This window comes from Jeotgalibaca ciconiae, assembly GCF_003955755.1.
GTDB lineage: Bacteria > Bacillota > Bacilli > Lactobacillales > Aerococcaceae > Jeotgalibaca > Jeotgalibaca ciconiae.
On record NZ_CP034465.1, the window covers coordinates 2,861,662 to 2,873,773 of the forward strand.

The 12,112-nt window shown below is 44.4% G+C and carries 5 protein-coding genes, 20 tRNA genes, 3 rRNA genes and 1 riboswitch; of the genes, 1 reads left to right on the forward strand and 27 read right to left on the reverse strand.

The genetic code is table 11. From position 1 onward, the window contains the following. Positions 1-85 precede the first annotated feature (85 nt). Entirely contained in the window at positions 86-1,288 is a 1,203-nt protein-coding gene (gene metK, locus EJN90_RS13280) for a methionine adenosyltransferase (RefSeq protein ID WP_126112049.1), read from the reverse strand. Continuing rightward, positions 1,286-1,366: riboswitch (SMK box riboswitch) on the reverse strand. Its footprint overlaps the gene before it by 3 nt. On the opposite strand from metK, the gene EJN90_RS13285 reads away from it, so the two are divergent. Further along, on the forward strand, positions 1,331-2,335 hold the full coding sequence (locus EJN90_RS13285; RefSeq protein ID WP_126112051.1) for a hypothetical protein: 1,005 nt from the start codon (positions 1,331-1,333) through the stop codon (positions 2,333-2,335). It overlaps the preceding riboswitch by 36 nt. Before the next feature lie 49 nt (positions 2,336-2,384). Here the strand turns inward: EJN90_RS13285 and EJN90_RS13290 are convergent. The 26 genes from EJN90_RS13290 to EJN90_RS13415 form a co-directional block, all read right to left on the reverse strand. After that, positions 2,385-2,456 (reverse strand) — tRNA-Glu (locus EJN90_RS13290). A 17-nt stretch (positions 2,457-2,473) separates the two neighbouring features. Beyond that, a tRNA-Gly gene (locus tag EJN90_RS13295) sits at positions 2,474-2,544 on the reverse strand. A gap of 22 nt (positions 2,545-2,566) precedes the next feature. Next, a tRNA-Phe gene (locus EJN90_RS13300) sits at positions 2,567-2,639 on the reverse strand. A gap of 15 nt (positions 2,640-2,654) precedes the next feature. Beyond that, a tRNA-Met gene (locus EJN90_RS13305) sits at positions 2,655-2,727 on the reverse strand. A gap of 30 nt (positions 2,728-2,757) precedes the next feature. After that, positions 2,758-2,847, reverse strand: a tRNA-Ser gene (locus EJN90_RS13310). A gap of 54 nt (positions 2,848-2,901) precedes the next feature. Further along, positions 2,902-2,973 (reverse strand) — tRNA-Glu (locus EJN90_RS13315). A gap of 34 nt (positions 2,974-3,007) precedes the next feature. Further along, positions 3,008-3,097 (reverse strand) — tRNA-Ser (locus EJN90_RS13320). A gap of 17 nt (positions 3,098-3,114) precedes the next feature. Continuing rightward, positions 3,115-3,188 (reverse strand) — tRNA-Ile (locus EJN90_RS13325). 12 nt (positions 3,189-3,200) lie between these two features. Continuing rightward, positions 3,201-3,271 (reverse strand) — tRNA-Gly (locus tag EJN90_RS13330). A gap of 1 nt (position 3,272) precedes the next feature. Next, a tRNA-Asp gene (locus EJN90_RS13335) sits at positions 3,273-3,348 on the reverse strand. Between the two features lie 91 nt (positions 3,349-3,439). Continuing rightward, positions 3,440-3,512 (reverse strand) — tRNA-Met (locus EJN90_RS13340). A gap of 40 nt (positions 3,513-3,552) precedes the next feature. Beyond that, a tRNA-Met gene (locus EJN90_RS13345) sits at positions 3,553-3,626 on the reverse strand. A gap of 27 nt (positions 3,627-3,653) precedes the next feature. Then, positions 3,654-3,726 (reverse strand) — tRNA-Ala (locus EJN90_RS13350). A 24-nt stretch (positions 3,727-3,750) separates the two neighbouring features. Next, positions 3,751-3,824 (reverse strand) — tRNA-Pro (locus EJN90_RS13355). A 12-nt stretch (positions 3,825-3,836) separates the two neighbouring features. After that, positions 3,837-3,910, reverse strand: a tRNA-Arg gene (locus tag EJN90_RS13360). Positions 3,911-3,928: 18 nt separating this feature from the next. Continuing rightward, positions 3,929-4,000 (reverse strand) — tRNA-Gly (locus tag EJN90_RS13365). 11 nt (positions 4,001-4,011) lie between these two features. Further along, positions 4,012-4,084, reverse strand: a tRNA-Thr gene (locus tag EJN90_RS13370). A 12-nt stretch (positions 4,085-4,096) separates the two neighbouring features. Beyond that, positions 4,097-4,178: transfer RNA gene (locus EJN90_RS13375), tRNA-Leu, on the reverse strand. A gap of 30 nt (positions 4,179-4,208) precedes the next feature. Then, positions 4,209-4,281: transfer RNA gene (locus EJN90_RS13380), tRNA-Lys, on the reverse strand. 78 nt (positions 4,282-4,359) lie between these two features. Next, positions 4,360-4,432 (reverse strand) — tRNA-Val (locus EJN90_RS13385). A gap of 22 nt (positions 4,433-4,454) precedes the next feature. Further along, positions 4,455-4,570: ribosomal RNA gene (gene rrf, locus EJN90_RS13390) — 5S ribosomal RNA — on the reverse strand. Between the two features lie 161 nt (positions 4,571-4,731). Beyond that, positions 4,732-7,649, reverse strand: a 23S ribosomal RNA gene (locus EJN90_RS13395). A 211-nt stretch (positions 7,650-7,860) separates the two neighbouring features. Beyond that, a 16S ribosomal RNA gene (locus tag EJN90_RS13400) occupies positions 7,861-9,416 on the reverse strand. Together the 16S, 23S and 5S rRNA genes with 20 tRNA genes alongside form the textbook arrangement of a ribosomal RNA operon. 443 nt (positions 9,417-9,859) lie before the next feature. After that, positions 9,860-11,206 (reverse strand): glucose-6-phosphate isomerase, encoded by a 1,347-nt coding sequence (locus tag EJN90_RS13405; protein ID WP_126112053.1) that lies wholly within the window; start codon positions 11,204-11,206, stop codon positions 9,860-9,862. Between the two features lie 44 nt (positions 11,207-11,250). Continuing rightward, complete coding sequence (locus tag EJN90_RS13410) at positions 11,251-11,643, reverse strand: hypothetical protein (RefSeq protein ID WP_126112055.1); 393 nt, start codon at positions 11,641-11,643, stop codon at positions 11,251-11,253. A gap of 28 nt (positions 11,644-11,671) precedes the next feature. After that, the gene (locus EJN90_RS13415; RefSeq protein ID WP_126112057.1) at positions 11,672-12,064 is read right to left on the reverse strand and encodes a CvfD/Ygs/GSP13 family RNA-binding post-transcriptional regulator; all 393 of its coding nucleotides are present in this window, start codon (positions 12,062-12,064) and stop codon (positions 11,672-11,674) included. Between the last annotated feature and the right edge of the window lie 48 nt (positions 12,065-12,112).

Sequence of the window (12,112 nt, forward strand, 5' to 3'; positions counted from 1 at the left end):
CATTAGATAATTATTTACTGACAAAAAAGAAGAAACTCTGCTTATTTTGATAGCAAAATTTCTTCTTTTTTAACTGATTCTTTTTTTAGAATTCACTGATAGCAAGTTTTTCTTTTAACAACTCAACTTTATCCGTTTGCTCCCATGTAAATGTACTTTCTTCACGTCCAAAGTGACCATAACTAGCTGTCTTTCTAAAGATTGGGCGTTTTAAGTCCAGCATTTCAATGATACCAGAAGGTGTTAATGAAAATAGTTCTCTGATCACTTCTATTAATCGCTCTTCTGAAACGGTACTTGTTCCAAAGGTGTCGATTGCTATGGAGACAGGTTCAGCAACTCCAATTGCATAAGCAAGTTGAATTTCACATTTTTCAGCAATTTTTGCTGCCACAATATTTTTTGCAATGTAGCGAGCAGCATAACTGGCAGAACGGTCTACTTTTGTAGCATCTTTACCAGAAAAAGCCCCTCCACCATGACGGGCATAACCACCATATGTATCAACGATTATCTTACGTCCAGTCAAGCCTGAATCTCCCTTTGGTCCGCCAGTAACAAAACGTCCAGTTGGATTAATATAATATTTTGTATATTCATCTAGTAGCTCACCGCTTACCACTTTTTGAATAACATTTTTCATTATGTCATCTTTCAGTGTGTCATAGGTCACGAATTCATCATGTTGTGTACTCAACACAATTGTATCTACACGAAGAGGGTTCCCATTCTCATCATATTCTACTGTAACTTGTGCTTTTCCATCTGGACGAAGATAGTCCATTGTCCCATCTTTACGTACCTTAGATAACTGTCGAGTTAATCGATGACTCAAACTAATAGGAAGAGGCATCAGTTCTTCTGTTTCATTAATAGCAAAGCCAAACATTAACCCTTGATCTCCCGCACCGATTAAGCTCGTCTCCTTATCAGAATGTTCTTCTCTTACCTCTAAGGAACGATCGACACCAACCGCAATATCGGATGATTGTTCATCTAGAGACACCATGACAGCTAAATTTTCAGCATCAAAGCCAAATTTCCCACGAGTATATCCAATTTCGGTAACTGTGTCGCGCACAACTTGTTGAATATTAACATATGCAGAAGTTGTAACTTCTCCAAAAACCATTACTAATCCGGTTGTCACAACTGTTTCACAAGCAACACGGGCATCTGGGTCTTGTCTTAATAATTCATCTAAAATTGCATCACTAATTTGATCAGCAATTTTATCTGGATGACCCTCCGTAACAGATTCTGATGTAAATAATTTTTTTTCTACCATTTCTTATTTCCCCCATATCTTTTGGTTACAAGGCATATCCACATGGTGGATCCTATCGGGATATTGCTTTCAGCCTTAAAAGAGCAACAGCTATACTATACGATTTTCTCATCAAAAAATCAACCACATCTTATTAAGAAAGGAAACTCTTGCTTGACAGAAAGTTTTCCTTTTTCTATGATGAAAGGGTATGTATTTGACTCACTACCACAAAAGAGGAGGAAAAATGTGGAATCTTTCGTCACAAAAATAACAAACAGATTAAATAACTCATTTCTTAGCTGGCTGCTACTTCCCTTTTCAATGATTATTGTAGGAACCGTTCTTGGCTCAAAAACCGATGCCTTTCATTTTTATCCTTTCTTTTTATTATATCTTTTCCTTTTAACAATGGGTCTCTTAGAAAGATATCTAATGAAAAAGCAACAGGGTACGATACAATCTTCTCTCTTTTTTCGACGTGTCTTCCTAGTAGTACTGGCTTTTCTTCTTATTCTCTTATTTGTAGCTATAAATTGGTTGGCTGTATTCTTACTTTTACTATATGGTTTGTTTATTTTTATAGCATATCATCCGCAAATAAGTTTAGAACAAACAGAGTTCTTCTATATTTTACAATTATTTTTTAAAGCTATCATTTTAAATCTAGTGGCCTATTACTTTCAAACAAACTTCATTTCTATCACGCTTCTATCATATTTATTACCAAACCTTTTTTTGATTAGCACGGTGATTTTTTTACAACAAAAGAAATTATTTACTAGCGTGTCATTAAGCGATCTTTATCCAAAAACAATTTACACAAAATTTAAACCCCTTATTTTTATTTTCTTCTTTATCAGTATTGTTATAGTTTTTATAATTTTCCATATTAATAATACTCCGATTATAAAACAAATTTTATTCTCTATTCTTTTATTGATTTTCATCCTGCCTGTAACAATTAAGTCTTTCCGTAGTAAGATAAAACAAGATAATTATTTATCATTAATCGTATTTGTTTCTTTAACAGCCTATGCTCTCATGCTTCAACATCCAATGAATTAGAAAAAAAGGCAGTCTGCTTTCTTAAAAGAAAGTAGACTGCCTTTTTTTATGACCCGTACGGGATTCGAACCCGTGTTACCGCCGTGAAAGGGCGGTGTCTTAACCGCTTGACCAACGGGCCTCATCATTAAACTTATAAGCGGGTGAGGAGAATCGAACTCCCGACAACAGCTTGGAAGGCTGTAGTTTTACCACTAAACTACACCCGCATAACTACAAAATAAAAATAAATGGCTTGGGACGGAATCGAACCGCCGACACCTTGAGCTTCAATCAAGTGCTCTACCAACTGAGCTACCAAGCCTCTTCAAACATACAATTGCGGGGGCAGGACTTGAACCTGCGACCTCCGGGTTATGAGCCCGACGAGCTGCCAACTGCTCTACCCCGCGATAATAAAAATGATAAGCCGATTAAGGCAAAGGAGGATAAGGGATTCGAACCCTTGCACGCTTTTACACGCCTGACGGTTTTCAAGACCGTTCCCTTAAGCCGGACTTGGGTAATCCTCCGAAGTAAATAATTAAAATAGCATACTTTATCATAGTTATAAACAATCATGATAATGACCCGTACGGGATTCGAACCCGTGTTACCGCCGTGAAAGGGCGGTGTCTTAACCGCTTGACCAACGGGCCAATTTAGGTTAGGTGTTTCGCTTGCTTCACATTACGGAGAAGGAGGGATTCGAACCCTCGCGCCGCTATGAAACGACCTACACCCTTAGCAGGGGCGCCTCTTCAGCCTCTTGAGTACTTCCCCATTATCTAACACTTATATGGGCCTAAATGGACTCGAACCATCGACCTCACGCTTATCAGGCGTGCGCTCTAACCAGCTGAGCTATAGGCCCTTACTATTTAAAAGCGGGTGAGGAGAATCGAACTCCCGACAACAGCTTGGAAGGCTGTAGTTTTACCACTAAACTACACCCGCGTGGCGGTTCCGACGGGATTTGAACCCGCGATCTCCTGCGTGACAGGCAGGCATGTTAACCCCTACACCACGGAACCACTTTGCGTAAAAATATTTATTAAGAATATTCCTTGGACTAACATCCAAGTATGCCATGATTGTAAGTTATCAAACTAACAATCATGCTAATTGCGGGGGCAGGACTTGAACCTGCGACCTCCGGGTTATGAGCCCGACGAGCTGCCAACTGCTCTACCCCGCGATAATAATATATTCTATATTATTGCATAAAAGTTATGCAATAGCGGCGGAGGGGATTGAACCCACGACCTCCCGGGTATGAACCGGACGCTCTAGCCAGCTGAGCTACACCGCTGAAAATCTAACATTCTACTATAAAAAATGGAGACTAGCGGGATCGAACCGCTGACCTCCTGCGTGCAAGGCAGGCGCTCTCCCAGCTGAGCTAAGCCCCCAAAGAGGTAATAAAATCCTTTTAATCGGGAAGACAGGATTCGAACCTGCGACCCCTTGGTCCCAAACCAAGTGCTCTACCAAGCTGAGCTACTTCCCGTACTAATAAAAATGCACCCAGCAGGAGTCGAACCTGCAACCGCCTGATTCGTAGTCAGGTACTCTATCCAATTGAGCTATGGGTGCTTCAAAACAAAATAAAAGAGCGGAAGACGGGGTTCGAACCCGCGACCCCCACCTTGGCAAGGTGATGTTCTACCACTGAACTACTTCCGCAGTTAGATAGATGCCGGCTAAAGGACTTGAACCCTCGACCCTCTGATTACAAATCAGATGCTCTACCAACTGAGCTAAGCCGGCTAAATGATTGGATGCGGGTGAAGGGACTTGAACCCCCACGCCTCGCGGCGCTAGATCCTAAATCTAGTGCGTCTGCCAATTCCGCCACACCCGCATGTTTTGTTTTTTTATTTGTAAAAGTAAATGAGTCATGCAGGGCTCGAACCTGCGACCCTCTGATTAAAAGTCAGATGCTCTACCAACTGAGCTAATGACTCATTATATGAAGTTTACCGCGAGCACTTGCTCACGTCCATCATGTCCGTAAGCTGCTAATGCAACAATAGGCATGATAATGGAGGTTAACGGGATCGAACCGCTGACATCCTGCTTGTAAGGCAGACGCTCTCCCAGCTGAGCTAAACCTCCAATATTTAAAAAATAAAAAAATGCGCGGCAGCGTCCTACTCTCACAAAGGGAAACCCTTCACTACAATCGGCGCTAAGAAGCTTAACTTCTGTGTTCGGGATGGGAACAGGTGTGACCTTCTTGCCATCGCCACCGCACATTGTCATGGCTGTTGCTGCTTCAGCTGCTTACAGACATGATACACTTGGGCTTCGCCCACAGTGATCCCTCTTTATTTCAGGAACTTCGTTCCCTCAAAACTGAATAGCCAACATGATCTACCGGAAAGAAACCATTCTTCCGCCTTACCGTCTGTTTCTTGGTTAAGTCCTCGACCGATTAGTACTGGTCCGCTCCACACATCGCTGCGCGTCCACTTCCAGCCTATCTACCTGATCGTCTCTCAGGGGTCTTACTCATTTAAAATGATGGGAAATCTCATCTTGAGGGGGGCTTCACGCTTAGATGCTTTCAGCGTTTATCCCTTCCACACATAGCTACCCAGCGATGCTCTTGGCAGAACAACTGGTACACCAGCGGTGTGTCCATCCCGGTCCTCTCGTACTAAGGACAGCTCCTCTCAAATTTCCAACGCCCGCGACGGATAGGGACCGAACTGTCTCACGACGTTCTGAACCCAGCTCGCGTGCCGCTTTAATGGGCGAACAGCCCAACCCTTGGGACCGACTACAGCCCCAGGATGCGACGAGCCGACATCGAGGTGCCAAACCTCCCCGTCGATGTGAACTCTTGGGGGAGATAAGCCTGTTATCCCCAGGGTAGCTTTTATCCGTTGAGCGATGGCCCTTCCATGCGGTACCACCGGATCACTAAGCCCGACTTTCGTCCCTGCTCGACTTGTCTGTCTCGCAGTCAAGCTCCCTTCTGCCTTTGCACTCTGCGAATGATTTCCAACCATTCTGAGGGAACCTTTGGGCGCCTCCGTTACATTTTAGGAGGCGACCGCCCCAGTCAAACTGCCCGACTGACACTGTCTCCCTGCCCGATAAGGGCAGCGGGTTAGAGTGTTCCTGCCACAAGGGTAGTATCCCAATGGCGCCTCCATCGAGACTAGCGTCCCGACTTCTACGGCTCCTACCTATCCTGTACATGTGGCAGAAACAATCAATATCAACCTGCAGTAAAGCTCCATGGGGTCTTTCCGTCCTGTCGCGGGTAACCAGCATCTTCACTGGTACTATAATTTCACCGAGTCTCTCGTTGAGACAGTGCCCAAATCGTTACGCCTTTCGTGCGGGTCGGAACTTACCCGACAAGGAATTTCGCTACCTTAGGACCGTTATAGTTACGGCCGCCGTTTACTGGGGCTTCAATTCGAAGCTTCGCCTTGCGGCTAACCTCTCCTCTTAACCTTCCAGCACCGGGCAGGCGTCAGCCCCTATACGTCATCTTTCGATTTTGCAGAGACCTGTGTTTTTGATAAACAGTCGCTTGGGCCTATTCACTGCGGCTGACCTTGCGGTCAGCACCCCTTCTCCCGAAGTTACGGGGTCATTTTGCCGAGTTCCTTAACGAGAGTTCGCTCGCTCACCTTAGGATACTCTCCTCGACTACCTGTGTCGGTTTGCGGTACGGGCAGTTGGTTTCTTACTAGAAGCTTTTCTTGGCAGTGTGGCATCGGGAACTTCGGTACTCAATTTCCCTCCCCGTCACAGCTCATCCGTGCGGGGGAAAGCATTTGACTCTCCCCCGGACTCACTGCTTGGGCGTGCTCTTCCAATCGCACGCTTTCCTTAGCCTCCTGCGTCCCTCCATCGTTCAAACAAAAACAACTGGTACAGGAATATCAACCTGTTGTCCATCGCCTACGCCTGTCGGCCTCGGCTTAGGTCCCGACTAACCCTGGGAGGACGAGCCTTCCCCAGGAAACCTTAGTCATTCGGTGGACGGGATTCTCACCCGTCTTTCGCTACTCATACCGGCATTCTCACTTCTAAGCGCTCCACCGGTCCTCACGGTCCGGCTTCTCTGCCCTTAGAACGCTCTCCTACCACGGAACCCCAATGGGTTCCATCCACAGCTTCGGTGATCTGTTTAGCCCCGGTAAATTTTCGGCGCAGGGTCACTCGACTAGTGAGCTATTACGCACTCTTTAAATGATGGCTGCTTCTGAGCCAACATCCTAGTTGTCTGTGCAACCCCACATCCTTTTCCACTTAACAGATACTTGGGGACCTTAGCTGGTGGGCTGGGTTGTTTCCCTTTCGACTACGGATCTTATCACTCGCAGTCTGACTCCCGGACTTGAATCCATGGCATTCGGAGTTTATCTGAATTCGGTAACCCGAGAAGGGCCCCTAGTCCAAACAGTGCTCTACCTCCACGATTCGTTGATCCGAGGCTAGCCCTAAAGCTATTTCGGAGAGAACCAGCTATCTCCAGGTTCGATTGGAATTTCTCCGCTACCCACACCTCATCCCCGCACTTTTCAACGTACGTGGGTTCGGTCCTCCAGTGCGTATTACCGCACCTTCAACCTGGACATGGGTAGGTCACCTGGTTTCGGGTCTACGACCACATACTCATTCGCCCTGTTCAGACTCGCTTTCGCTGCGGCTCCGCCTTTTCGGCTTAACCTCGCATGGGATCGTAACTCGCCGGTCCATTCTACAAAAGGTACGCCATCACCCCTTAACGGGCTCTGACTACTTGTAAGCACACGGTTTCAGGTACTATTTCACTCCCCTTCCGGGGTGCTTTTCACCTTTCCCTCACGGTACTGGTTCACTATCGGTCACTAGGGAGTATTTAGCCTTGGGAGATGGTCCTCCCGGATTCCGACGGAATTTCTCGTGTTCCGCCGTACTCAGGATCCTGGTAGAGCTGCGTTGGATTTCGCATACGGGGCTGTTACCCTGTCTTGCGCGGCTTTCCAGCCGGCTTCTGCTATCCATTGCAGTCTCACGTCCCAGTCCTACAACCCCAGAGAGCAAGCTCTCTGGTTTGGGCTTTTCCCGTTTCGCTCGCCGCTACTCAGGGAATCGATTTTTCTTTCTCTTCCTGCAGGTAATGAGATGTTTCAGTTCCCTGCGTCTACCTCAAACACGCTATGTATTCACGTGTTTGTAATATCCTATCAAAGATATTGGGTTGCCCCATTCGGAAATCTCCGGATCAATGCTTACTTACAGCTCCCCGGAGCATATCGGCGTTCGTCCCGTCCTTCATCGGCTCCTAGTGCCAAGGCATCCACCGTGCGCCCTTATTCACTTAACCTGTGGTCAAGCTTCGGCCATTGCTGGCCTTTACTATCGAACGTTTTCGTTAAAAAATCGTCCAACGTGTAACGCGGTAAAATGTTTTGGTTTCTTACTTTGTATTTCATGTTATGCTATTCAGTTTTCAAGGAACAAAGATTCATTGAGAGTTGACCTCTCAAAACTGAACAAGAATGATGAACTTCGGCAGGTTCCGTTAAATTCCTTAGAAAGGAGGTGATCCAGCCGCACCTTCCGATACGGCTACCTTGTTACGACTTCACCCCAATCATCTATCCCACCTTAGGCGGCTGGCTCCCGTAAGGGTTACCCCACCGACTTCGGGTGTTACAAACTCTCGTGGTGTGACGGGCGGTGTGTACAAGACCCGGGAACGTATTCACCGCGGCGTGCTGATCCGCGATTACTAGCGATTCCGGCTTCATGCAGGCGAGTTGCAGCCTGCAATCCGAACTGAGAATGGCTTTCAGAGATTCGCTTGCCCTCGCGGGTTCGCTGCTCGTTGTACCATCCATTGTAGCACGTGTGTAGCCCAGGTCATAAGGGGCATGATGATTTGACGTCATCCCCACCTTCCTCCGGTTTGTCACCGGCAGTCTCACTAGAGTGCCCAACTGAATGCTGGCAACTAGCAATAAGGGTTGCGCTCGTTGCGGGACTTAACCCAACATCTCACGACACGAGCTGACGACAACCATGCACCACCTGTCACCTTGTCCCCGAAGGGAACCTCCCATCTCTGGGAATGGCAAGGGATGTCAAGACCTGGTAAGGTTCTTCGCGTTGCTTCGAATTAAACCACATGCTCCACCGCTTGTGCGGGTCCCCGTCAATTCCTTTGAGTTTCAGCCTTGCGGCCGTACTCCCCAGGCGGAGTGCTTAATGCGTTAACTGCAGCACTGAAGGGTGGAAACCCTCCAACACTTAGCACTCATCGTTTACGGCGTGGACTACCAGGGTATCTAATCCTGTTTGCTCCCCACGCTTTCGAGCCTCAGCGTCAATTACAGACCAGAGAGTCGCCTTCGCCACTGGTGTTCCTCCATATATCTACGCATTTCACCGCTACACATGGAATTCCACTCTCCTCTTCTGCATTCAAGTTCCCCAGTTTCCAATGACCTTCCACGGTTGAGCCGTGGGCTTTCACATCAGACTTAAGGAACCGCCTGCGCTCGCTTTACGCCCAATAAATCCGGACAACGCTTGCCACCTACGTATTACCGCGGCTGCTGGCACGTAGTTAGCCGTGGCTTTCTGGTCGGGTACCGTCAAGGCAGGAACAGTTCCTTTCCTGCTTGTTCTTCTCCGACAACAGAGTTTTACGATCCGAAAACCTTCTTCACTCACGCGGCGTTGCTCCGTCAGACTTTCGTCCATTGCGGAAGATTCCCTACTGCTGCCTCCCGTAGGAGTTTGGGCCGTGTCTCAGTCCCAATGTGGCCGATCACCCTCTCAGGTCGGCTACGTATCATCGCCTTGGTAGGCCGTTACCCTACCAACTAACTAATACGCCGCGGGTCCATCCCTAAGCGACAGCACAAAGGCCGTCTTTCCTTCCCCCTCCATGTGGAGAGGGAAACTATGCGGTATTAGCACCCGTTTCCGGATGTTATCCCCCGCTTAAGGGCAGGTTACCCACGTGTTACTCACCCGTTCGCCACTAACGTCATAAGGAGCAAGCTCCTTAATCGGTTCGTACGACTTGCATGTATTAGGCACGCCGCCAGCGTTCGTCCTGAGCCAGGATCAAACTCTCATGTTAAATGTGGACTCTTGTACAGAAATCCGACATGATAAGCTGAATAGCTCTTTTTTTTGCTGACTTAATGTTTGCGGTACAAAGTACCGGCTTTATTGTGTGCATCTTCGAAAAGATGCCCTGCACGTTTGGTTCGTTCATTCTTTGTTCAGTTTTCAAAGGTCAAATCCGCTATCACGTATTAGGTGTAACTCTCTTCGTGACAACTTCTAAATATTAACACGACTAGATATAGATGTCAACAACTTTTTTAAAAAGTTTTTTTGTCTATCTCTCGAAGCGACTCAAACATAATAACATGCATCAGAATCTTTTGTCAACAATAAAGAAATAAAAAACTCATATCTGCAAGAATAAGTATAGCATACCTTTGAAAGCCCTGTCAATTTAAACAAAAAAACAAACACACCTTCCGTTACAGAAGGTGTGCTGCAGTATCCGCCAAATTATAAGCGTTCGTTTAACTCTTCAGCTAATTCTTCAAATCCTGGTTTCCCTAATAACGCAAACATATTTTTCTTATACGCTTCTACTCCTGGTTGGTCAAACGGGTTAACGCCATTCAAATAACCGGAGATGCCAACCGCAATCTCAAAGAAATAAATCATGTATCCTAAAGTATATTCATCCATTTTAGGGATAGTAAGTAATAGATTCGGAACATCCCCATCAGTATGAGCAAGGAGCGTACCTTGGAAAGCTTTCGTATTTACGAAATCTATTTCTTTGTCTTCAAGATACTTTAATCCATCTAAATCTTCTTCTAATGTAGGTATAGTAATATTTTTACGAGCGTTGTCTACTTTGATAACTGTCTCGAAGATATTGCGACGTCCATCTTGAATATATTGTCCCAGCGAATGAAGATCAGTTGAGAAGTTCGCACTAGAAGGATAGATTCCTTTTTGGTCTTTCCCTTCTGACTCACCAAATAACTGTTTCCACCATTCAGAAAAATATTGCATACCTGGTTCATAATTAATTAATAATTCTGTTACTTTACCTTTACGGTATAATAAATTTCGAATGGCAGCATATTGATATGCACCATTTTTATTTAAATCAGGATTTGAATATTCTTTTTGAGCATCTTTTGCTCCTTGCATAATTGTATCGACATCTGCTCCACTTACTGCAATTGGCAATAAACCAACAGCTGTTAAAACAGTAAAACGTCCACCAATATCATCTGGAATAACAAATGTTTCGTATCCCTCTACATCTGCTTCATTTTTAGCAGCACCTTTTTCTTTATCCGTAGTAGAATAAATACGCTTCACAGCTTCTTCTTTTCCATATTTTTTAATTAATAGTTCTTTAAATACACGGAAAGCGATAGCAGGCTCAGTTGTTGTTCCTGATTTAGAAATCATATTGATTGAAAAATCACGGTCTCCAATTACTTCGATCAAATCAGCAAGGTACGTTGAACTGATGCTATTACCAGCAAAAAATATTTGCGGTGTCTTCCGGTCTTCATTAGTCTGTACGTTATAGAATGTATGATTTAAAAAATCAATTGCAGCTCTCGCGCCTAAGTATGATCCACCAATACCAATAACCACTAATACTTCAGAATCATTTTGGATTTTTTTCGCTGCAGCTTTAATCCGATCAAATTCTTCTTTATCATATTTCTCTGGCCACTCAATCCATCCAGTAAAATCGTTACCAGGACCGGTTCCCTCGCGTAAAGCCTTATCTGCTATTGTAACTTGGTCTTGTAAATAGTCTACCTCATACTGGCCAAAAAACTTTGTTGCTTTTGAGTAATCAAATTGAATATGTGTCATTATTTAATTTCCTCCATTTGCCTTTATATTTATAAAATAATAAATTAACTTCTATAAATTGGAACAACATTTGAATCACATTCATTTAGAAGGTCCGCCATATCTTTTGCTCGTCGCCAAATGATACTTTCGCTTCCATTTAATAAAAGTATTTCATTATCTGGACGTTCAACTAAATCAAATACAAATAATGGGATAGTACGTTCTTCTCCTTTTATATTCGTTAAATCCATCAAACGCAGAGATTCTGAATCAACCGTCACATGGCTAAGTAACGAATCCATTATAATACCCATCGGAAATTTTGTTCCTTCTTCGATTTTCTCAAAAAGAAAAGATAGATCATCTTCTGTTTTTCGAACGAGAAAGAAGGTTTCTCCTTGTTGGTTTGTGACCATGATCGTTCCTGCAACTTTCTTGTTTTCTGCCATGACCATTCATCTCTCTTCCATCATTAAAAGTCTTTTATATATCATTCATATTAGAAATGCGCTTTTTTTCATCCAATTTAGCTTCTTCAATCCAAGTAGGCATTTTTTCTCGTAGTGTTTCAAATCCGATTTGAGGCGTATACCTTCTTCGTCTATGCTTTTTTCGTTGTGGGTAAGGTGGTATTGGCAGCTTTTCCATTGCACGTAAAGAAAGACTGATTTTTTTTGTATATTCATCAATATCGATAATTTTCGCTACTACTTCATCATTAACTTGAATCATTTCATCTAGATCAGTTACATAACCATGTTTACATTCTGAAATATGAATGAGCCCTTGGATATTCATATCAAGTGCAACAAAAATACCATATGATTGTATTCCTGTTACTGTCCCTGTTATAATATCTCCTATTTTGTAATCCATAGCGATGTTACTCCCCTTCTTTATATAAAATCATTATAGCATGATTTG